Origin of the sequence: Pseudoroseomonas ludipueritiae (genome assembly GCF_014490445.1) — a bacterium.
Classification (GTDB): domain Bacteria; phylum Pseudomonadota; class Alphaproteobacteria; order Acetobacterales; family Acetobacteraceae; genus Pseudoroseomonas; species Pseudoroseomonas ludipueritiae.
Genome location: NZ_JACTUZ010000021.1, coordinates 1 through 19956, shown reverse-complemented (window position 1 = coordinate 19956; position 19956 = coordinate 1). Strand labels below are relative to the sequence as shown.

Sequence of the window (19956 nt, the reverse complement as noted above, 5' to 3'; positions counted from 1 at the left end):
TGGCCCAGCCTGAAAGACTTTGTCCAGCCCCGAAATGTCCCGCAGCACCGCAGCCCTCGCCGATCTTCCCCAACTGGAACACCGCACCCTGGCGGTGACGGTGCATGCGCATCTGCGCAGCCTGCTGGTCTCCGGCCGCGTCGCGCCGGGGGAGCGGCTGTCGCTGCGCGCGGTGGGGCAGGCGCTGGGTGTCTCCGTGATGCCGGTGCGGGAGGCGGTGCACCGGCTGGTGGCCGATGGCGCGCTGGAAGTGGCGCCGAATCGCGTGGTGCAGGTGCCGGTGATGACGGCCCCCATGTTCCGGCAGATTTCCGAGGTGAGGATCGAGATGGAAGGCTTCGCCGCCCAATGCGCGGCGGAGCGGCGCGGGCCGGAGCATCTGGCACGGATCGAGGCCGCCGAAGCCGCTTTCCGGGGCGAGGCGATGCGGCGCGTTCCGGACCCTGGGCAGGCCGTGGCGCTGAACCAGGAACTGCACTTCGCCATCTATGCCGCCGCCGGCCTGCCGGTGCTGGAGGAGCTGATCGACCGCCTTTGGCTCAAGGTCGGCCCGGTCCTGAACCTCGACCTGCGCGCCAATCCGGAGCGCCTGGCCAGTGGCGGCGCAGTCGGCTTCCACGCCCGTGCGGCGCGTGCGGTTCGGATGGGGGATGGCGCGGCGGCGCGGGCCGCCATCGCGGAAGACATCGGCAATGCGCGGGACTTCATCCTCGCGCGCGGCGGCTTGCCGCCGGAATAACCGCCGAGTTGGGAGGAGACAGGAATGGATCTGGGCATCAAGGGAATGCGGGTGCTGGTCACCGCCGGCGCCAACGGCATCGGCCGCGCGGTGGTGGAGGCTTTCCTGGCCGAGGGCGCGCAGGTCTTCACCTGCGACCTGGACGCGGAAGGGCTGGGCACGCTGGACCCTGCGGTCGGCCACATGGTGGCCGATGTGGCGGACCGCGCGCAGGTGGCGGCGCTGTTTGCCCAGGCCACCGGGCGCATGGGCGGGCTGGACGTGCTGGTGAACAATGCCGGCATCGCAGGTCCGACCGGGCGGGTGGAGGAGATCGCGGCCGAGGACTGGGACCGTTGCCTCGATGTCTGCCTCACCAGCCAGTTCAATTGCGCGCGGCTGGCCATTCCGCATCTTCGCAGCAGCGGCAATGCCTCGATCGTCAATCTATCCTCGGCCGCGGGGAAGTTCGGCTTCGCCATGCGCGCGCCCTATGCGGCGGCGAAATGGGGCGTCATCGGCTTCACCAAGTCCCTGGCCATTGAGCTGGGCGAGGCCGGCATCCGCGTGAACGCCATCCTGCCTGGACTGGTGGCGGGCGACCGGCAGCGGCGGGTGCTGGAAGCGAAAGCGCAGCAGCGCGGCATCAGCTTCGCCGAGATGGAGGCCATGGCCTTCTCCTTCACCTCCATCAAGGAATACGTGACGCCGCAACAATTGGCGGACCAAATCCTGTTCCTGTGCAGCCCGCGCGGCCGCACCATCTCCGGCCAGGCCATCAGCGTCGATGGCGATACGCGCATGCTGTCGTAATGAGCGTGGCGGTTTTTGCGCAGGGCGCGGCGGCCTGCTAGGACAGGAAGCCTGCTGGGCCGCCGGCCCATGGCGGAGGAGCAGGCACCATGGCCGATCAAGACAAGCCCGTAACCCAACCCGCCCTGCCGTCCTCCGTGTTGCGGCTGGCCGCCGGGAAACTGCCGGCGGAAACCCTGGCGCTGCTCTCCGGCCCGGTGGGGCAGGCGGTGGCCCAGGCCGCCGGCTATGCCGGGCGGGCCCTGTCCGAGAATACCCGGCGTGCCTATGCCTCCGACTGGAAGGCCTTCACGGCCTGGTGCCGCGATGGCGGCGTCTCGGCCCTGCCGGCGGAGCCGGTCGTGGTCGCCGGGCATCTGGCCAGCCTCGCCACCTCGCTCGGCCGCTCCGGCCTGAAGCGGCGGCTGGCCGCCATCTCCCATATGCACCGGCAGGGCGGCCATCCCTGGGAGCCGGCACACCCCGCCATCCGCGCCACCCTCCGCGGCATCCTGGCCAGCCATGCCAAGCCGGTGCGCCCGGCGGCGGCCCTGACCTCCACCGAGGTCAAGAAGCTGCTGAACGCCTGCGGCACCGACCTCGCCGGGCTGCGGGACCGCGCGATCTTCTTGGTGGGCTTTGCCGGCGCCCTGCGGCGCTCGGAACTGGTGGCGATCGACCGCGAGCATCTGCGCTTCACCACCGAAGGCATGACGGTCCACATCCCCCGCTCCAAGCGCGACCAGGAGGGGGAGGGCGCGGATCTCGGCATTCCGCGCGGCCTGAACCCGCTGACCTGCCCGGTGCGCGCGGTGGAGCAATGGCTGCAGCGTACCCGCATCGAATACGGTGCCGTCTTCCGCCGTGTCACCGCCGCCGGCACGCTGGAGGACCGGCTGAGCCCGCAGGGCGTCTGGCGCATCCTGCGCCGACGGGCGGAGGTGGCGCGGCTGGTGGTGGACGAGCGGGAGCGCCTCTCGCCCCACGGCCTGCGCGCCGGCTTCATCACCGAGGCCTATCTGAACGGCGCCCGGGACGAGCAGGTGATGCACCATGCCCGGCAATCCGACTTCGCCACCACCCAGGGCTACCGCCGCCGCGCCAAGATCACCCAGGACAGCCCGGCCCGGCTGCTGGACCTGTAGAAGCGCCGTCGATGAACCTGGCGCCGCCCGCCCCGCCGCACGCCGCGCCCGAGGTGCTGGCCCCGGCGCACACCGATTGGCTGCGCCACCTGCTGACGGTCAGCGGCCCGGCGGAGCCCATGGGCCGCTTCCGCGCCGCGGCCGCGGGGCCAGGGATCATTCCCTGGGTGCTGGACCTGCCCGGCATGGAGGAGGATTGGCTGCTGCAACTGGCCGCCCCCGTGGATGAGAAGCCCGCCATCAGCCTTTCCGGCGCGCGCATCCTGGCGCGGCGCCTGCGCGATGCCGTGGCGGCCAACCATGCCGCCGCCCTGGCGCGCCTGGATACCGACCGGCACTGCCCCTTCGACCTGCACCGCCTGGTGCCGGTGCCGCCTTCCGTGCTGGTGCTGGGGCCGGAGGATGCCGGCGCCCGTGCATGGCTCTGGTCGCACTGGGGCACCACGCGGGCTCTGCGGCGGGTGCGGGCACTGCCGGGCATGACCGATGGCCGCAGCACCCGCACGGACCGGCTGGGCGTCGAGTTCTGGTCGGCGGACTGGTCGCCCTGGCGGGCCCTGGCGCGGCTCCGGCGCCAGTGGCCGACATTGATCTTCGACCTGCGGCCCCAGTACGCGGACATGCCGCCGGAGGAAGAAGGGGATGCCAGGTTCGCCCGGCGCGCGAGGCCCAGGCGTGCCTGAGGCGCTGGCCGGCAACCTCCCGCGGCCGCTTGCCCCGGTGCTGGAGGTGGAAGGCTTCGCGGGGCCGCTGGACTTCCTGGTGGAGATGGTGCGGCGGGAGCGCGTGGATCTCCGCCAGTTATCCATCCTGGCGCTGATCGACCAGTTCGTCACCGCGCTGGAGGCAAGTGCCGCGCGGGTGCCCCTGGAACAGCGCGGCAACTGGGTGGTGCTGGCCAGTCAGCTGGTGCTGCTGAAATCCCAGATGCTGGCGCCTGCCAGCCCCGCCGAGGCGGAAGGGGCCGAGCAGGCCGCCCGGCGCCAGCTGGCCCGGCTGGAGGAACTGGCCGCGATGCGCGCGGCGGCGAACTGGCTCGCCGCCCGGCCGCAACTGGGGCATGAGGTGCATGCGCGCGGTCAGCGAGAGCAGCAGGGCCGCCCCAGGGCAGAACGAATCCTGGCCTTCCTGGAAGCGACCCTGGTGATGCTGGAAGGCCGGGTAGGGCGGGAGGCCGAACCGCCCGCCACCTACCGCCCACCCGCTTCGGACCTCTTCCGCGCCCCGGAGGCCCTGGCAAGGCTGCGGCAACTGCTGCCCCTGCGGCCGGAGGGCGGCTCTCTTCATTCTTTCCTGCCGCGCCTTCCGGGGCCGGCGGCGCAGACGCGGCTGAAGCGCCGCTCGGCCCTGGCCAGTACCTTTCTGGCGGGGCTGGAACTGGCACGGGACGGCGATGCCCAACTGGAGCAGGCGGCGCCTTTCCACGAGGTTTTCATCAGGCCACAGCCATCAATGGCCTGAGGGGCGTGGCAAGCCGCCACGGCGGCGTGGAACCCTGGCCGCCAGGCTGTCATTATCCACGGCATGACCCAACCCGCGCAGCCGACCGCCGCGCCGTTGCTCCGCGCCCTGCAATACGGGTTGCGGGGTGAATGGACGCGGGCGCATGACATCGTCCAGGCCGAGGATGGCGCCGATGCCGCCTGGGTCCATGCCTGGCTGCACCGGATCGAGGGTGACGAATTCAACGCGAACTACTGGTATCGCCGCGCAGGCCGGCCGGCCGCCAACGGCGATACCCAGGAGGAAGGCGAGGCGATCCTGCGCACGCTCTCGGCCGGCTAGCCGCTTTCCCGGATGCCACGCGGGGCCGCCGGAACGGCACCGGCCGGGCGCCAGACCTGCCGCGCCAGCCCCAGCGCCGCCAGCCGGTCCTGAAGCCAGTATTGCAACGGCACCCGCCGCGCCCCTAGGGGCGGCACCCAATCCAGCACCGGGCGCAGCAGCGGGTAGAAGGGATTGGGCCGGCTGGTAGCATAGATTTCCACGCGGATGCTGCTGCCCTCGGAAGCGCCACGGGCATGGAAGCCGCAGGTATCAGCCACCACCAGCGTATTGGCCGACACCGCGAAGCGGCGGGCCGCCCCGAAGCCAAGGCGCGCTAGGCTTGTCTCCGGCAGGCGGAAGGCACCGCCATTCTGCCGCAGCCGCGCCGCCACGACGCTGCGGCGCCGCTGCCAGGCCTGCCGCCGCGGCCCCTGGATATGTGAGCCGGGAACATAGGTCAGCGGCCCCTCGGCTTCCTCGACCCCATGCAGAAAGAACCAGGCCTTCATGGTGGGGTGGAAAGTATCCATGTGCAGTTGCGTCTGCGGGTCTTCTGCCGCCAGGCTGCCACCGGCCAGGATGATCTGGATGAAGGTGGCGGGCTCGCTGTCGAAGGAGGCGACATAGCGCGTCAGCCCCTGCCAGCGCGGATGCTCTAGCAGCGGGCGCAGTTCCGGCGCCCGCCGCAGCAGGGCTGGGGTAATGGGAATGCGCCGGGTGATGGTGCCGCCTTCCCGCATCTCCCGCGCCTCGGCCACCAACGAGGTCAGGCGGGCGGTGAGGGCCTGGAAGGCTTCGGCGGGCAGGAAATCGGGTGCCTGGACAAAGCCGTCCCGCGCGAAATCCGCCCGGTCCTGCGCGCTGACCAGATGCTCCAGCCTGCCACGCCGCTGCCAGGCCATCCGCTGCGCCAGCCGTACCCGCCAGATATGCAGGCCGCGCCGGTTCAGGCGCTCGCTGCCGAGCAGCGGATTGTGGCGGAAGGACTTCGCGCCCGTCAGGATCTCCGCCGCGTGCCAGGGTGCCAGCAGCCAGCGCCACCCTGTGCCAAGGCCGCGGCGCGCCGGCGCCGCCCGTGCCATGCTCCTCATTCGCCAGCCCCCAAGGACCTGCCCTCCTCACGGAGGGGGGAACGTTATGGGCTCGGCACGAAAGAGGCGTTACACATTCCGGCGAACAACGTCACGCAGGCTGGCTGCCTAGCCTGTGTGAGAGCCGGGTGCTTAGTCCAGCGTGGCGCCGGAGACCTCCACCAGTTCCTTCCAGACCTTCTCCTGATCCCGCAGATAGGCGCCGAAGGCGGCGGGGGATTCGTCCCAGACAGGCGCGAAGCCAAGCGGCTCCATCTTGGCGCGGAAGGCATCGGACTGCGCCACCTGCCGCAAGGCACGGTGCAGGGTCGCGATGCGGTCCTCCGGCGTGCCCGCCGGGGCCATGATCCCGTACCAGGACTGCGCATCGATGCCGGAGCCCGGCAGCAGTTCCTTCATGCCCGGCACATCCCGCAGTTCCGGCACATAGGTCACGCGCTCGGCGCTGCCGACGGCCAGGGCGCGCATCCGTCCTTCGCGCACATGCGGCATCAGGGCGGGGATCACGTCGAACATCATGTCGATATTGCCGGCCAGCAGGTCCTGGATGGCCGGTGCGCCGCCGCGATAGGGCACATGAGTGATCTCGACACCCGCCGCCTTGCTCACCGCCGCCAGGGAAAGATGGCTGACGGCACCGGTGCCCGAGGAACCCATGGTGATCCGCCCCGGCTTCTCCTTCGCGGCGGCGATCAACTCGGCGAAGCTCTTCCAGGGGCGGTTCGCATTGACCACCAGCAGCACCGTGCCGGTGGCGACGCGGCAGACCGGCGCGAGGTCCGTGACCGGGTCGAAGGGCATCGACTTGCGGAACAGGAACTTGTTGGCGGCCAGGATGGTCGCGGTGCCCAGCAGCAGCGAATAGCCGTCCTTGGGGGACTTGGCCACGTTGTCGCCGCCGAGGTTGCCGCCGGCGCCGCCACGGTTCTCGACAATCAGGCTCTGGCCCAGGATCGGCGGCAGCATCTCCGCCAGCAGGCGCCCGGTCAGGTCCACGGCGCCGCCTGGGGTGAAGGGCACCACCAGCCGCAGGGGATGGTCCGGAAACTTCTCCTGCGCGCGGAGGGGGGCGGGCAGGGCCGTGGCGAGGCTGGCGGCGAAAGGCGTGGCCAGGAGAGCGCGGCGGCTGGTCATGCGAGGTCCTCAGAAGCGGTGACTACACGATGATCCAAGCGTTGCAGTAACGCATGTTTCATGCAACGTTTATTTCATGCCTTCGACACCGCCCCTTGACCTGCTGCGGCGCGCGCTGCCCGATCTGCCGCCACGGCTGCAGGAAGTTGCCCGTTTCGTCGCCAGGCACGACTTCGACGCCGCCACCCGCTCCATGCGGGAACTGGCGGCGGCGGCCGGGGCGCAGCCGGCCAGCTTCACCCGCCTGGCGCAGGCCCTGGGCTATGCCGGCTGGGACGAACTGCGCGCCGCGCTGATCGAGGCGCACCGGCAGGCCGGCGTCCGGCCCTTCTCCGCCCGCATCCGCCCGCCGACACCCGATGCCGCCGACCCCGCCACGGCCATGGCGGCGGAGATGCTTGCCGCCGATGCCGCCGGCCTGTCGCGGCTCGACGCGGGACGGATCGGCCCGGCGGCGGAGGCGCTGCACCAGGCGCCGCGCCTCTGGGCCGTGGGCTTTCGCTCCTGCCGCGCCGTGGCGCAACTGCTGCACTACCAGCTCAGCCTCTTCCGGCCGCATGCGGTGCGGCTGGTGGGCACCGACCGGCCGGAGGATATGGACCTCGGCGCCTTCCAGGCGGGCGATGCGGTGCTGCTGGTCACCTTCGCTCCCTATACCCATGCCAGCCTGCTGGCGGCGCAGGCGGCACGCGCCGCCGGCTGCGTGGTGATCGCCCTGGCCGACCGTGCCGATACGCCAATGGCCGAGGGCGCCGACCATCTTCTGCTCTTCGAGGCCGCCTCCGCTCCCGGCTTCTTTCCCAGCCTGACCGGCGCCCTGGCTACCGCCCAGGCGCTGGTCGCCGCCTCCTTCGTGCTGGGTGGCGGTGCCGCCCTGGCGCGCCTACGCGAGACGGAGGAGCGGCTGGCCGCCTTGTCCCAATACCTTCCCACCGAGGACTTCCCGGCATGACCCGCATCCTGCACCGCAGCTCGCGCAGCGCACCGCCCGTGGCGGTGAGCGCCCAGGGCCCCTGGATCACCCAGGCGGACGGACGGCGCCTGCTGGATGCCTGCGGCGGCGCGGCCGTCTCCTGCCTCGGGCACGGGCATCCGCGCGTGGTGGAGGCCATCCGCCGACAGGTCGGGCAACTGGACTACGTGCATTCCGGCTCCTTCTCCAACGAAGCCGCCGAGGAACTGGCGGAGGTGCTGGTGGGGCATGAGCCGGGTGGTTTGACCGGCGCCTATTTCGTTTCCAGTGGCTCGGAAGCCATGGAGGCGGCACTGAAGCTGGCGCGGCAGTTCTTCCTGGAGCACGGGCAGCCGCAGCGGCAGCGCTTCATCGCGCGGCGGCAGAGCTACCACGGCAATACCCTTGGCGCCCTGGCGGCGGGCGGCAATGCGCTGCGCCGGGAGCCTTACGCACCGCTGCTGGCCGATGCCTTCAGCCATGTCTCGCCCGCCTATGCCTATCGCAATCGGCGGGACGGGGAGAGCGAGGCCGACTACACCACCCGCCTGGCCGCCGAGCTGGAAGCGGAATTCCAGCGCCTGGGCCCCGATACCGTCGCCGCCTTCATCGCCGAGCCGGTGGTGGGCGCGACGCTGGGCTGCGCGCCCGCCCCGGCCGGCTATTTCCGCGCGGTGCGCGAGGTCTGCGACCGCCACGGCGCCCTGTTGATCCTGGATGAGGTGATGTGCGGCATGGGCCGCACCGGCACCCTGCATGCCTGGGAACAGGAAGGCATCGCGCCGGATATCCAGACGGTCGCCAAGGGCCTGGGCGGCGGCTTCCAGCCCATCGGCGGCCTCCTGATCGCCGGCCGTATCCTGGATGCCATTCGCGACGGCTCCGGCAGCTTCAAGCATGGCCATACCTATGGCGCGCATCCCATCGCCTGCGCGGCCGCGCTGGAGGTGCAGCGCGTCATCCAGGAAGAAGCGCTGCTGGTGCAGGTGCAGTCCATGGGCGAACGGTTGCGGCAGGGGCTGGAAGCACGACTTGGCCAGCACCCGCATGTGGGTGACATCCGCGGGCGCGGGCTCTTCCAGGCGGTCGAGCTGGTGGCGGACCGCGACAGCAAGGCCTGCTTCGGCCCCGCGCTGCAGGTCAACCTCCGCATCCGCGACGCGGCGCTGAAGGCCGGGATGCTCTGCTACCCCGGCACTGGCACCGCCGATGGGCTGCACGGCGACCATGTGCTGCTGGCCCCGCCCTATATCGCCAGCCCCGCCGAGATCGACCTCATCGTGGAAAGCCTGGCCACCGCGGTGGAGGCAGTGACGGCCAGCCTGCCGCGCGAGGTGCGGGCATGACGCGGCTGGCCATTGCCCGGCTCTGGCACGAAGGTAATTCCTTCAGCCCGGCCCCGACCGGCATCGAGGACTTCCTGGCATCCGAATGGGTGACCGGGGAGGCGGCGCGCGAGGTCTACTGCGATACCGAGACGGAGATCGGCGGCGCCCTGGACTTCCTGGCGGCGCATCCGGACTGGGAGGCTACCTTCCTGCGCCAGGCCGCCGCCATGCCCAGTGGCATCCTGCGGCGCGACTTCTTTGAGCAATATTGCAAGGATCTTGTGGAGCAATTGCAGGGCGGCGGCTTCGATGCCGTCTATCTTTCCCTGCATGGCGCCATGGTGGTGGAGGATCTGCCGCTGGCCGATCTCGAACTGATCCGCCAGGTACGCGCGGCCATCGGGCCCGATGTGAAGCTGGCGGCCAGCTTCGACCTCCATGCCAATATGCACCCCGGGATCGCGCGGCTGATCGACATCGGCACCGCCTATCGCAGCTACCCGCATATCGACATGCGGCCCACCGGCCGCCGCGCGCTGGACCTGCTGCGGGAGGCGGTGGAAGGCCGCATCCGGCCGGTCGGCACCATCCTGAAGCTCGGCGCCATCCTGCCCAGCATCAACATGCGCACCGCCGCCGGGCCGATGGCCGAGATGGAAGCCGCCGCCCGCGCCGCCGAGGCGCTGCCCGGCGTGCTGGATTGCAGCATCTTCGGCGGCTTCACCTATGGCGATACGCCTTCCGCCGGTGCCGGCGTGATGGTCTTCGCCGATGCGGAAGCCGCCGTCGCCGAAGAGGTGGCGGCGTCCCTGATCCGGGACTACGCGGCCCGGCGCGATGCTTTCTTCATCCGCCTCCCCAGCCCTGAGGAGGGGCTGCGGCAGGCCCTGGCCGGTGGCCCGCTGCCCACGGCCATCGTCGATGCCGGGGATAACCCCTATTCCGGCGGCATCGGCGACACACCGGAGCTGATCCGCGCCGTGCTCGCCCGCCGGCCGGAGGTGCCCACGGTGGTGGCCTTCTATTGCGACCCGGCGCTGGTGCAGCGGGCCATCGCGGCCGGCCTCGGCGCGCCGCTGTCCGGCAGCTTCGGCGGGCGGCTGACGCGCGATTATGGCGAGCCGGTGCCCTTCACCGGCACCGTCTCCCTGCTGACCGACGGCCGCTTCCGCAACCGCGGCCCCGTGCTGGGCGGCATGGCGGTGGAACTGGGCCTGACGGCGGTGATCAGCATCGGCCAGGTGCGGGTGATCGTCACCTCCCGCTGCGTCTCGCCCAGCGACCCGGGCTTCTTCGATCTGCATCAGGTGGATGTGACGCAGCCGGGCCTGCTTTGCGTGAAGGCCAAGAACCACTTCCGCGCCGCCTTCGCGCCACTGCTGCCGCGTATGATCGACGTGGACGCACCCGGCCCGGCGGCATTGGAGATCCGCTCCTTCCGCTTCCGTCATGCGCCGCCAAGCCTTTATCCGCTCGACACGCCTCTGGGCTGATGCCGGGAGGCGGTGGCAGGCCTCGGCACTTTTGTGCGCCCCGGCTTCTGGCGCTTTGGAGGCCAGCAGGTTCCAAATGCGCCGGGCGCGCTATCGCAGCACGTGGACAGGCCTCCCATATCCCAGGGCAGCCGCGGCCGGAGAGCCGCGCCAGCACAGGGAGAGCCAGCCATGACACATCTTGTCACCGGCCTTTTCGACAGGCGCCGCTCGGTTGACACGGTGGTCGAGCACCTGGTCCAGGAGTTCGGCGTGCCGAGGGAGCGGATCCAGGTCCATGCGGCGGACCCGGCGAGCGGAGAAGAAACCCGCTCGCCGCAAGACGACGACCAGGAGGCTGCGCTGCCGGACCTGGGCCTGCCGCACGCGGCTGTCCGGGCCTATGAGGAAGGGATGCGCCGCGGCGGCGTTCTCCTGGTGGCCTGGGTGGATGACGGGCACCTGGATCGTGCCCTGGCTACCTATCGGGAATATGGAGCCGCGAGCGCCGAGGCATGCGAGGCAGCGGGTGCCGGGCAGGCGGGTGACCCGGAGCATGCGATCCGGACCCGGGCTTATCACCTGTGGGAGCAGGAAGGGCGCCCGGAAGGCCGTGAGCTTGAGTTCTGGTACCGCGCCCGCGCCACCGAGGACGGAGCCGCGGCAAGGGCGCCGCAGGAATTCGCCGGAGAAACCGGCGCCGCGCCGCTGCCTGAGCGCGATTGATCTCCGGTGCCTGGGGGAAGGCATGGCGACTTGCCTCCGCTGGCAGTCCTTTCCGCCAGGGCTCCAGCCGTGGAGGAGAAGGGCCATGAGGACGGAAGCCGCCAAGTGAGGGAGCCGCGCTAGATGAGGCTGCTGCTGGTGGGTTCGACCGGGCTCGTGGGGCAGCATGTCCTCGGGCTTGCACTCGCTGACCCGCGCGTGACGGAAGTGGTGGCACTGGCTCGCCGCGCCCTGCCGGAACAACCGAAGCTGCTGGCGCCGCTGGTGGATTTCGAGCGCCTCCCCGAGGATGCAAGCTGGTGGCGGGCCGATGCCGTGATCTGCACGCTCGGCACCACCATGCGCGCCGCCGGGTCCCAGGAGGCGTTCCGCCGGGTGGTCAAGCACTACCCGCTCGCCGTGGCGCGCCTGGCCCGGCGGCATGGGACGCCGGCCTACGTCCTGAACTCAGCCATGGGGGCCGACCCTTCGTCCCGCTTCTTCTACAACCGGGTGAAGGGCGAGGTGGAGCGGGAGCTGTCCTTGCTCGGCTTCCGGTCCCTGACCATCCTGCGCCCCGGCCTGAGCGGCGGGCGGCGCCAGGAGAGGCGCCCGGCGGAGCAGCTGGGCGGCATGGTCCTGGGGCTGCTCGCGCCGGTTCTGCCACGGCGCCTCCGGATCAATCCTGCCGCCAGCATCGCCCGGGCCATGGTCGATGCCGCCATCGCGGCCACACCTGGCAAGCGCATCATCGGTTCCGCCGAACTCGCCTGAGCGCTGTGATTGACCTTCCCCCGCCGGAGACACTAGAGCCTCTGCATACGCATGCATGAAGGGGTAGGCCGCCTTGCGGGATCAGCCCGTGGCAGCCAGATGATGGGATGAGCAAGGGGCGTGAGATCTTCCGGCGCGTGACGGCGAATGACGTGGCGCGGCTGGCGGGCACGTCGCAATCCGCCGTCAGCCGTGTCTTCACGCCGGGTGCCAGCGTCTCGGCCGAGACGCGGGAGAAGGTCATGGCCGCCGCCGGCCAGCTCGGCTACCGGCCCAATGCCATCGCGCGTTCCCTGATCACCCGCCGCTCCCGCATCGTCGCGGTGGCGATGGCGTATCTGAACAACCAGTTCTACCCCGATGTGCTGGAGGCGCTTTCCGATCGCCTCCAGGCGCATGGCTATCAGATCCTGCTCTTCACCGCCGACCGCCATGCCGCCGCGGACCCGGTGCTGGAGCAGGTGATGCGCTATCAGGTGGACGCGATTGTGCTGGCCTCCACCAGCCTTTCCTCCGCCTTCGCGCGGGAATGCCGGCAGGCCGGCGTGCCGGTGGTGATGTTCAACCGCACCACCGATGACCCCGGCCTGCTGAGCGTCACCGGCGACAATGAGCGGGGCGGCCATACCATCGCGCGTTTCCTGCTGGCTGGCGGGCACCGGCGGCCGGCCTTCATCGCGGGGCTGGAGGCTTCGTCCACCAACCGGGACCGGGAGCGTGGCTTCACCCGTGGGCTGGCCGAGGCCGGGCTGGCCACGCCGCTGCGCGCCGTCGGCCATTATTCCTTCGAGGGCGCCGCCGAGGCGACGCGCCAGTTGCTGCGGCGCGCCAACCGGCCGGACGCGATCTTCTGCGCCAATGACCACATGGCCATCGCCTGCATGGATGTGGCGCGCCATGAATTCGGCCTTTCGGTGCCGGAAGACCTTTCCGTCATTGGCTTTGACGACGTGGGGCCGGCGCGCTGGGCTGGTTACGATCTCACCTCCTATTCCCAGCCTCTGCTGCCCATGGTGGAAGCCACCGTGACACTGCTGATGGAATGCATGGAGGACCCGTCTCGCCCGATGCGGGGCGTGGTGCTGGAGGGGCAGTTGGTGGTTCGCGGCTCCGCCCGCCGGCCTGCCGGCTGGGCGGGGTAGCAGAACCGGCCCCGGGCGCCGCTCATGCACGCCCGGGGCCTCGCGGTCAGGCCTGGGCCGGCCGCAGGTGCTGCGCCAGGAAGCTGGCGACGCCCAGATAAACGCGGCGGCGGTTGTCGCGCTTCAGGAAGCCGTGCCCTTCATCGGGGAAGGTCAGGTATTCCACCGGCACGTTGCGGCGCTTCAGGGCCTGTACGATCTGCTCGCTTTCATGCGGCGGCACGCGCGGGTCGGTCATGCCCTGCGCCACCAGCATCGGGCAGCGGATGTCCTCCGCCTTGTGCAGCGGGGACAGGCGCTCCAGCAGTTCCACGTCCTGCACCGGGTCGCCGTATTCGGCGGCGCGGTGGCCGACGCGCCAGGGGCCCGTGCGCTCGAAGAAGGTCTTCCAGCGCGCGATGCCGTAGTAGTCCACGCCAGCAGCCCAAAGCTCCGGATATTCCGTCACCGAGGCCAGCACCATCCAGCCGCCATAGCTCTGGCCCATGATGCCGATGCGCTTGCTGTCGAACTGCTCCTGGCCCGAAAGCCAGGCATGCGCCGCCGCCAGGTCCCGCACGCTGTCCAGCCGCAGCTCACGGTCATCCAGCGCCGCATAGGCGCGGCCATAGCCGGTGGAGCCACGCACATTCGGCACCAGCACCGCAATGCCGAGGGAGAGCACCATCTGCAGGTCCGGCCGCCAGTTCGGCAGCGCCTGCATCGCCGGGCCGCCATGCACCCAGACCAGCACCGGCCAGCCGCCGGCCGGCGCCGTGCCTTCCGGCAGGGCCAGGAAACCGGGCAGGTCGCGCCCGTCGAAGGTGGGGAAGGAGACCAGTTGCCAGTCCCGCAGCGCCGCCGGAGGCTCGCTGGCGGCGAAGAGCAGTTCCGCCGCGGCCTCCCCAGGCCGGTAGCGCCAGAGAGTGGAGGGGCGGGTGGGGCAGGCGAGGTCGAAGGCCAGGGCCTTGCCGTCCGGGTGCCAGGTCAGCTTGGTGATGACGCCGGCCGGGTGCTGCGGGGCGTCCAGCACGGCGCCGGTTTCCGCATCCAGCACGTGCAGGCGGAAGTAGCCGTCCTGGTTGACCACCACGGCCAGCCGCTTCTGGTCCGGCGAGACTTCCAGCTTCTCCACATCCGCATCCGGCGCGAAGAGGAAGCGCGGCTTGCCGCCCGGCTGCTGGAAGGCGACGCCAAGGAATTCCGAGCCCTGGTCGCAGAGCAGCCAGAAGCCCTGGCCATCGCGGCGCCAACGCGGGTTCATGTGCCGCCAGTCGCCCTCATGCGGCGTCAGGTCCGTGGCGCGGCCGGTGGCATCGACGCCGATCAGGTGGCTCTCGAAGGTGCGCGGCGCGGTGGAGAGGATGACGGCGCTGCCATCCGGATACCAGCCCGGCAGCTCATGCGGCCCTTCCACCTCCAGCAGGCTGGTAACGGCACCGGTGGCGATCTCGATGACGCAAGGGTCGGCATGGGCGGGGTTGCGGCTATTGGCGGTGCAGGCCAGCCGCGTGCCGTCGGGGGAGAAGGCGCCCCAGGTATGGATCGTCTTCGGGTCGGCCGTCAGGGCGCGCGGCGCGCCTTCGGCTGGCAGGTGGTAGAACTGGATGCGCTCGTCGCCCGCCTGGTCGCGGCCGAAGACGGCGCCGCCATCGGTCGGGCTGCCGGCCACAAAGGAAACGGCATCGCGATGCTCGCTGCGCGGGCGCGCCGGGCCGCCATCGGCCGGAAGCTCCCAGACCTGGGCGGAGCCGCCCGCGTCGGAGAGGAAATACAGCCGGCCATCGGCGGCATAGGAGGGCCCGCTGGCCGCGGGCGCGGCCAGCAGGGCGTCGAGGCGAGTCTCGGTGTCGGTCATGGTGCTCATGTCAGCGCCGATGGCGCATGGGATCAAGCCGCCGGGCGCTGGCTTCGGCTGGCTGCCAGCAGGGTCTGGCTATAGGGGTGCTCGGCACGCCCGGCCCGCAGGTCCGCCACCGGAAGTTCCTCGACGATCTCGCCCTGGCTCATGATCGCGACTCGGCCGCAGAGATGCGCCACCACCGCCAGGTCATGGCTGACCATGATGTAAGTGAGGTTCCGCTCCTGCCGCAGCCGCGCGAGCAGGTTCAGGATCTCCGCCTGCACCGAGACATCGAGCGCGCTGGTCGGCTCGTCCAGCAGCAGGATCTCCGGCTCCAGGATCAGGCAGCGGGCGATGGCGACGCGCTGGCGCTGGCCGCCCGAGAGTTCATGCGGATAGCGGTAGCGGAAGGCGGGGCCGAGGCCCACCGCCGCCAGGGCCTCGTCCACCCGCTGCTGCGGCCGGTCCAGGCCATGGATGGTCAGCGGCTCCAGCAGCACCTTGTTGACCATCTTGCGCGGATGCAGGGAGCCGTAGGGGTCCTGGAAGACCATCTGCGTCTGGCGGAAGAAGGGCTTGTCGCGCCGGTGCGGCAATTCCCGGCCATGCAGCAGCAACGAGCCCTCGTAGTGCTCATTGAGGCCGGACAGCGCCCGCAGCACCGTGGACTTGCCTGAGCCGGATTCACCGATCAGCCCGAAAGCCTCGCCCTGCTGCACCCGGAAGGACACATCGCGCACGGCGCGGGTGGTGCGCGCGCCATGGCCGAAGCTGATGTCGAGGCCGATGGCCTCGATCGCGGGAGGATTGCTCATGCCGCCAGTTCCCCGAAGCGGTAGGTGGGACCATCGCGCCAGGAGGGATCGCGCGTCGGCACGGCGAGAACCTCTGTCGGTTCCTCCAGCCGCGGAAGGCTGCGCAAGAGGGCCTGGGTATAGGGGTGCCGCGCCTCGTGCAGCGAGGCGGCGTGCAGTTCCTCCACCACGCGCCCGGCATACATCACCAGCACGCGGTCGCAGAACTCCGCGACAAGGTTGAGGTCGTGGCTGATGAAGACGAGGCCGGCACCACGCCGCGTCACCAGTTCATCCAGCACCGAGAGCACCTGCCGCCGCACCGTGACATCCAGCGCCGAGGTCGGCTCGTCCGCCACGATCAGGTCGGGTTCCGTGACCAGCATCATGGCGATCATGATGCGCTGGCCCATGCCGCCGGAAACCTCATGCGGGAAGAGGTCATAGACACGGGCGGGCTCGCGGATATGCACGGCCTCCAGCATCGCCATGGCCTTGTCCCGCGCGGCGCGCTTGGAGACGTTCTGGTGCAGCCGGCAGGATTCCGCGATCTGCGCGCCGACCCGCATCAGCGGGTTCAGCGAGTATTTCGGGTCCTGCAGGATCATGGAGATGCGGCCGCCGCGGATGGACCGCAGCCGGCGTTCGGAAGCCGCCATCAGGTCGATGCCATCGAAGCGCATTTCCGCCGCCCGCACCGTGGCGGCGCGCGGGGAAAGACGCAGCAGCGCGCGGCCGGTCATGGATTTGCCGGAGCCGCTTTCACCGACAATGCCGACCTTCTCCCGCCCGATATCGGAGGAGACGCCGCGCACCGCCTCCACCGGGCCATTGGAGGAGGGAAAGGAGACGCGCAGGTCGCGCAGTCGCAGAAGGGGTTCAACCATGGCGCGGGTCCAGGATATCGCGCAGCCCGTCGCCGAAGAGGTTGAAGGCCAAGCTGGTCAGCAGGATGGCGCAGCCGGGAATGGCGGCGATCCACCAGGCATTCATGGCGAACTGCCGGCCGGTGGAGAGCATGGCGCCCCATTCCGGGCTGGGCGGCTGCGCGCCAAGGCCGAGGAAACCCAGGCCCGCGGCGGTGAGGATGATGGCCGCCATGTTCAGCGTGATGCGCACGATGACGGAGGGAATGCACATCGGCATGACGTGATGCACGATGATGCGCATGCGGGAGGCGCCCTGCAGCCGCACGGCGGCGATGTAGTCGGAATTGCGCACCGTCAGCGTCTCCGCCCGCGCCAGCCGCGCGATGGGGGGCCAGGCGGCGAGGGAGATGGCGATGATGGCATTCTCGATGCCCGGGCCAAGCGCCGCGACGAAGGCCAGCGCCAGGATCAGGCTGGGGAAGGAGAGGAAGATATCCACCAGCCGCATCAGGATGGTGTCCGTCCAGCCGCCGAGATAGCCCGCCGTGGTGCCGATGATCAGCCCCAGCGGCGCCGCGATCAATGCCGCCAGGAAGGCGATGTAGAGCGTGATGCGGGAGCCGTAGATGACGCGGCTGAAGATATCGCGCCCCAGGTCATCCGTACCCAGCCAATGCGTGGCGGAAGGCTTTTGCAGCCGGGCCGTGAGATCCTGCGCGAGGATGTCATGCGTCGCGATCAGTGGCGCGAAGGCGGCGACGGCCAGCAGCAACAGCAGCATGATGGCGCCGGCCAGGGCCGGTGGATTGCGCCGCAGCCGCCGCCAGGCCATCCAGAGCGCTTGCATGCGCGCCTGGAAGGGCGAGGCCGGAACCGGCGCCCGCAGCCAGACGCCAAGGGAAGTGGAGGCACTCATGCTCAGCGGGTCCGGGGATCGAAGAGGCGGTAGAGAAGGTCGGTCAGCAGGTTGAGCGCGACGAAGATGATGCCGATCAGCAGCGTGCAGCCCACCACGGCATTCATGTCGCCGGCCAGCAGGGCATTGGTCAGGTAGCGGCCGAAGCCGGGCCAGGCGAAGACCGTCTCGGTCAGCACGGCACCTTCCAGCAGGAAGGCATAGGCCAGAGCCACCACGGTCACGACCTGCACCGCCACGTTGCGGAAGGCATGCACCCAGACCGTGCGCATCCAGGACAGGCCCTTCACCCGCGCGGCCACCACGTATTCCTGGCTCAACTGTTCCAGCATGAAGGAGCGGGTCATGCGGCTGATATAGGCCAGTGCACCGAAGCCCAGGATGGAGGCCGGCAGGATGATATGGCCGAAAACATCGCGGAAGATCTCCCACTGCCCCGCCATGGCGGTATCCAGCAGCAGCAGATCGGTGACCGGCTCGATGTCCCACTGGAAGGCGGTATCGATCCGTCCCGGGCCACCGACCCAGCCCAGTGTGGCATAGAAGAGCACCAGCCCCATCAGCCCCAGCCAGAAATTCGGCGTGGAATAGCCGAGCAACCCGAAGACGCGGACGAAGTAATCCACCGGCGTGTCGCGATAGGCAGCCGCCATGACGCCCAGCGGAATGCCGAGGCCGGTGCCGATGATGATGCCGACGGTTGCAAGCTCGATGGTGGCGGGGAAGACGCGGGCGATATCCGTCAGCACCGGCTTGCCGGTGGTCAGCGCAGTGCCGAGATCGAGCCGCACCACATCGCCGACGTAGCGCGCGAACTGAACCCAGATCGGCTGATCCAGGCCAAGCTGCGCGCGCATCGCATCGATGGCTTCCTGCGTGGCATTGTCGCCCAGGATGGCGGCCACGGGGTCCAGCGGCAGCATGCGGCCGATGAAGAAGGTCAGCGCCATCAGGCCAAAGAGCGTGACGGCGATGGAGACCACGACGCGCAGTGCCGCGCCGCTCCAGGAAGGCAGGCCGGGGGCGACGACGCCCCCGGAACGCCGGGCGGGAACCGCCGCCTCAGCCATTGCCCTTATTCCTTCGAGACGAGGTCGTAGTAGGCCTGGAAGCCGTGCCAGGTCCAGTTGCGCACATTGCCGCGCAGGCCGGCCAGCATCACGCTCTGGAACATGATGGCGGAAGGCCCGCTCTGCATCATGTCCTTCTGCAACTGGTGGTACATCTCGACGCGCTTGTCCTCGTTACGCTCCAGCAGGGCAGCCTCGGCCAGCTTGTTGGCGGCCTCGGACTGGAAGGCATGGCGCCAGGAGGGATACTGCGTCAGCTTGGCTTCCGGGCGGTTATCCGGATTGGCGATGAGGCGCGAGGCATTGCCATGCGCATCCGGCACGCCGGTCTGCCAGGCCAGCATCGCCGTCTGGAATTCCCGCCCGCGATGCCGCGCGAAGAGCTGCGCGTTGGCCATCTGCTCCAGCTTGATGCGCACGCCGACCTTGGCGGCATTGGCCTGGATATGCTGCGCGATGGGCGGCGCATAGGGCAGGGTGCCGAAGATCATCGTGGTCTCGAAGCCATCCGGGTAGCCGGCCTCGGTCAGCAACTGCTTGGCGCGGTCGAGGTCGAGCTTGAAGGGCTGGCCTTCCTTCTCATCCAGCGCGCCGAAGGCGCCGAGCTGCGCGAAGCTGGCACGGGGCACGCCGTTATAGGCCATGATCGTCTTGCCGAGGCCTTCGTAGTCGATCAGGTAGCGCATCGCGAGGCGCACCTTCTCGTTGGCGAAGACCGGGTTGGCGTTGTTGAAGCCCCAATAGACGAGCTGCGGCTTCAGCGTGCGGGAGAGCGCCAGACCCTGGGTTTTCTCAATCGCCGCCATGTCCTCCGGCGTCAGGTCGCGCGCTATGTCCACATCGCCCTTCTCCAGCAGCAGGCGTTGCGTGCCGGCTTCGGCGACATGGCGGACAATGACGCGGCGCAGCTTCGGCGCCGAGCCCCAGTATTTCTCATTGGCCTCCAGCACCACCGTCTCACCGGCATTCCACTGCCGCAGGCGATAGGGGCCGACGCACTCGGTGCGCGTGGCCAGATACTTGTTGCCGAGGTCGCCATTGACCTCATTGGCCATGATGGTCTTGCGGTCCAGAACAGTTGCCACGCGGTTGGCCGCGATGGCCTGCAGAATCAGCCCGGTGGGATAGGGCTTGTCCAGCTTCATCACCAGCGTCCGGTCATCCGGCGCGGTGATCATCTGCTCCACGTTTTCCTTGGTGAAGCCGTATTCGGTGAGCGAGGCGGCATTGCCGAAGCCCAGCTTCACCACACGGTGCATGGACCAGGCGAGGTCCTGCGCCGTCGCCTTGCTGCCGGACGGAAACACAAGGTTATCCCGCAAGCGGAAGGTGATTTGCTGCCCGTCCTCGGCGACCTGCCAGCTTTCTGCCAGCCCCGGGATGACGTTCTTCTCGTCCTTGGGATCGAAGCTTGCGAGCGAATCGCAGGTATTCTGCAGCAGCTCGCTGGTTACCACCTCGCCGA

The 19956-nt window shown here is 69.8% G+C and carries 20 protein-coding genes; 12 read left to right on the top strand and 8 right to left on the bottom strand.

Going from position 1 to position 19956, the window contains the following annotated elements:
* Positions 1-19: 19 nt before the first annotated feature.
* The 6 genes from IBL25_RS07820 (at position 20) to IBL25_RS07795 (ending at position 4440) form a co-directional block, all read left to right on the top strand.
* A complete protein-coding gene (locus IBL25_RS07820; RefSeq protein WP_238940273.1) occupies positions 20-739 on the top strand; it encodes a GntR family transcriptional regulator in 720 nt (239 codons plus the stop codon).
* A 24-nt stretch (positions 740-763) separates the two neighbouring features.
* On the top strand, positions 764-1531 hold the full coding sequence (locus tag IBL25_RS07815) for an SDR family oxidoreductase (RefSeq protein ID WP_187777991.1): 768 nt from the start codon (positions 764-766) through the stop codon (positions 1529-1531).
* Positions 1532-1620: 89 nt separating this feature from the next.
* Complete coding sequence (locus tag IBL25_RS07810; protein WP_187777990.1) at positions 1621-2655, top strand: site-specific integrase; 1035 nt, start codon at positions 1621-1623, stop codon at positions 2653-2655.
* An 11-nt stretch (positions 2656-2666) separates the two neighbouring features.
* Positions 2667-3338, top strand: a complete 672-nt coding sequence (locus IBL25_RS07805) for a hypothetical protein (protein ID WP_187777989.1) — start codon at positions 2667-2669, stop codon at positions 3336-3338.
* On the top strand, positions 3331-4116 hold the full coding sequence (locus IBL25_RS07800) for a segregation and condensation protein A (protein ID WP_187777988.1): 786 nt from the start codon (positions 3331-3333) through the stop codon (positions 4114-4116). The genes IBL25_RS07805 and IBL25_RS07800 overlap by 8 nt, the downstream gene beginning before the upstream one ends.
* Before the next feature lie 63 nt (positions 4117-4179).
* Positions 4180-4440, top strand: coding sequence for a hypothetical protein (locus IBL25_RS07795; RefSeq protein ID WP_187777987.1), 261 nt, complete (start codon positions 4180-4182; stop codon positions 4438-4440).
* Here the strand turns inward: IBL25_RS07795 and IBL25_RS07790 are convergent.
* Positions 4437-5504 carry a phytanoyl-CoA dioxygenase family protein gene (locus IBL25_RS07790; RefSeq protein WP_187777986.1) on the bottom strand — a complete coding sequence of 356 codons (1068 nt, stop codon included), beginning with the start codon at positions 5502-5504 and terminating at the stop codon, positions 4437-4439. The two genes, IBL25_RS07795 and IBL25_RS07790, sit on opposite strands and share 4 nt — an antisense overlap.
* Positions 5505-5645: 141 nt before the next feature.
* Entirely contained in the window at positions 5646-6647 is a 1002-nt protein-coding gene (locus IBL25_RS07785) for a Bug family tripartite tricarboxylate transporter substrate binding protein (RefSeq protein WP_187777985.1), read from the bottom strand.
* Between the two features lie 76 nt (positions 6648-6723).
* On the opposite strand from IBL25_RS07785, the gene IBL25_RS07780 reads away from it, so the two are divergent.
* The 6 genes from IBL25_RS07780 to IBL25_RS07755 all read left to right on the top strand — a co-directional run bounded on the left by IBL25_RS07780 (position 6724) and on the right by IBL25_RS07755 (position 13020).
* On the top strand, positions 6724-7599 hold the full coding sequence (locus IBL25_RS07780) for a MurR/RpiR family transcriptional regulator (protein WP_187777984.1): 876 nt from the start codon (positions 6724-6726) through the stop codon (positions 7597-7599).
* Positions 7596-8945 (top strand): aspartate aminotransferase family protein, encoded by a 1350-nt coding sequence (locus IBL25_RS07775; protein ID WP_187777983.1) that lies wholly within the window; start codon positions 7596-7598, stop codon positions 8943-8945. The genes IBL25_RS07780 and IBL25_RS07775 overlap by 4 nt, the downstream gene beginning before the upstream one ends.
* Positions 8942-10420, top strand: a complete 1479-nt coding sequence (locus IBL25_RS07770) for a M81 family metallopeptidase (RefSeq protein ID WP_187777982.1) — start codon at positions 8942-8944, stop codon at positions 10418-10420. Before IBL25_RS07775 ends, IBL25_RS07770 begins: the two co-directional genes overlap by 4 nt.
* Positions 10421-10591: 171 nt before the next feature.
* Positions 10592-11125 carry a DUF2934 domain-containing protein gene (locus IBL25_RS26860; protein WP_238940272.1) on the top strand — a complete coding sequence of 178 codons (534 nt, stop codon included), beginning with the start codon at positions 10592-10594 and terminating at the stop codon, positions 11123-11125.
* A 123-nt stretch (positions 11126-11248) separates the two neighbouring features.
* On the top strand, positions 11249-11878 hold the full coding sequence (locus IBL25_RS07760; RefSeq protein ID WP_187777981.1) for a Rossmann-fold NAD(P)-binding domain-containing protein: 630 nt from the start codon (positions 11249-11251) through the stop codon (positions 11876-11878).
* A 107-nt stretch (positions 11879-11985) separates the two neighbouring features.
* On the top strand, positions 11986-13020 hold the full coding sequence (locus IBL25_RS07755) for a LacI family DNA-binding transcriptional regulator (RefSeq protein WP_187777980.1): 1035 nt from the start codon (positions 11986-11988) through the stop codon (positions 13018-13020).
* Between the two features lie 46 nt (positions 13021-13066).
* Here IBL25_RS07755 and IBL25_RS07750 read toward each other — a convergent pair whose 3' ends face one another.
* From IBL25_RS07750 to IBL25_RS07725, 6 genes are all read right to left on the bottom strand, one after another.
* Positions 13067-14866 carry a S9 family peptidase gene (locus IBL25_RS07750; RefSeq protein ID WP_187777979.1) on the bottom strand — a complete coding sequence of 600 codons (1800 nt, stop codon included), beginning with the start codon at positions 14864-14866 and terminating at the stop codon, positions 13067-13069.
* A gap of 23 nt (positions 14867-14889) precedes the next feature.
* Positions 14890-15657, bottom strand: a complete 768-nt coding sequence (locus tag IBL25_RS07745) for an ABC transporter ATP-binding protein (protein ID WP_187777978.1) — start codon at positions 15655-15657, stop codon at positions 14890-14892.
* On the bottom strand, positions 15654-16523 hold the full coding sequence (locus IBL25_RS07740; RefSeq protein ID WP_187777977.1) for an ABC transporter ATP-binding protein: 870 nt from the start codon (positions 16521-16523) through the stop codon (positions 15654-15656). The genes IBL25_RS07745 and IBL25_RS07740 overlap by 4 nt, the downstream gene beginning before the upstream one ends.
* On the bottom strand, positions 16516-17421 hold the full coding sequence (nikC, locus tag IBL25_RS07735; RefSeq protein WP_187777976.1) for a nickel transporter permease: 906 nt from the start codon (positions 17419-17421) through the stop codon (positions 16516-16518). Before nikC ends, IBL25_RS07740 begins: the two co-directional genes overlap by 8 nt.
* A 2-nt stretch (positions 17422-17423) precedes the next feature.
* On the bottom strand, positions 17424-18491 hold the full coding sequence (locus IBL25_RS07730; protein ID WP_187777975.1) for an ABC transporter permease: 1068 nt from the start codon (positions 18489-18491) through the stop codon (positions 17424-17426).
* Between the two features lie 5 nt (positions 18492-18496).
* On the bottom strand, positions 18497-19956 hold a 1460-nt coding region (locus tag IBL25_RS07725; RefSeq protein ID WP_187777974.1), incomplete at its 5' end, for an ABC transporter substrate-binding protein.

Bases quoted from the DNA above. Each gene is read 5' to 3' on its own strand.
- IBL25_RS07815 (WP_187777991.1), top strand. From the start codon at position 764: ATGGATCTGGGCATCAAGGGAATGCGGGTGCTGGTCACCGCCGGCGCC.
- IBL25_RS07810 (WP_187777990.1), top strand. From the start codon at position 1,621: ATGGCCGATCAAGACAAGCCCGTAACCCAACCCGCCCTGCCGTCCTCC.
- IBL25_RS07805 (WP_187777989.1), top strand. From the start codon at position 2,667: ATGAACCTGGCGCCGCCCGCCCCGCCGCACGCCGCGCCCGAGGTGCTG.
- IBL25_RS07795 (WP_187777987.1), top strand. From the start codon at position 4,180: ATGACCCAACCCGCGCAGCCGACCGCCGCGCCGTTGCTCCGCGCCCTG.
- IBL25_RS07790 (WP_187777986.1), bottom strand. From the start codon at position 5,504: ATGGCACGGGCGGCGCCGGCGCGCCGCGGCCTTGGCACAGGGTGGCGC.
- IBL25_RS07785 (WP_187777985.1), bottom strand. From the start codon at position 6,647: ATGACCAGCCGCCGCGCTCTCCTGGCCACGCCTTTCGCCGCCAGCCTC.
- IBL25_RS07780 (WP_187777984.1), top strand. From the start codon at position 6,724: ATGCCTTCGACACCGCCCCTTGACCTGCTGCGGCGCGCGCTGCCCGAT.
- IBL25_RS07775 (WP_187777983.1), top strand. From the start codon at position 7,596: ATGACCCGCATCCTGCACCGCAGCTCGCGCAGCGCACCGCCCGTGGCG.
- IBL25_RS07770 (WP_187777982.1), top strand. From the start codon at position 8,942: ATGACGCGGCTGGCCATTGCCCGGCTCTGGCACGAAGGTAATTCCTTC.
- IBL25_RS26860 (WP_238940272.1), top strand. From the start codon at position 10,592: ATGACACATCTTGTCACCGGCCTTTTCGACAGGCGCCGCTCGGTTGAC.
- IBL25_RS07760 (WP_187777981.1), top strand. From the start codon at position 11,249: ATGAGGCTGCTGCTGGTGGGTTCGACCGGGCTCGTGGGGCAGCATGTC.
- IBL25_RS07755 (WP_187777980.1), top strand. From the start codon at position 11,986: ATGAGCAAGGGGCGTGAGATCTTCCGGCGCGTGACGGCGAATGACGTG.
- IBL25_RS07750 (WP_187777979.1), bottom strand. From the start codon at position 14,866: ATGAGCACCATGACCGACACCGAGACTCGCCTCGACGCCCTGCTGGCC.
- IBL25_RS07745 (WP_187777978.1), bottom strand. From the start codon at position 15,657: ATGAGCAATCCTCCCGCGATCGAGGCCATCGGCCTCGACATCAGCTTC.
- IBL25_RS07740 (WP_187777977.1), bottom strand. From the start codon at position 16,523: ATGGTTGAACCCCTTCTGCGACTGCGCGACCTGCGCGTCTCCTTTCCC.
- nikC (WP_187777976.1), bottom strand. From the start codon at position 17,421: ATGAGTGCCTCCACTTCCCTTGGCGTCTGGCTGCGGGCGCCGGTTCCG.
- IBL25_RS07730 (WP_187777975.1), bottom strand. From the start codon at position 18,491: ATGGCTGAGGCGGCGGTTCCCGCCCGGCGTTCCGGGGGCGTCGTCGCC.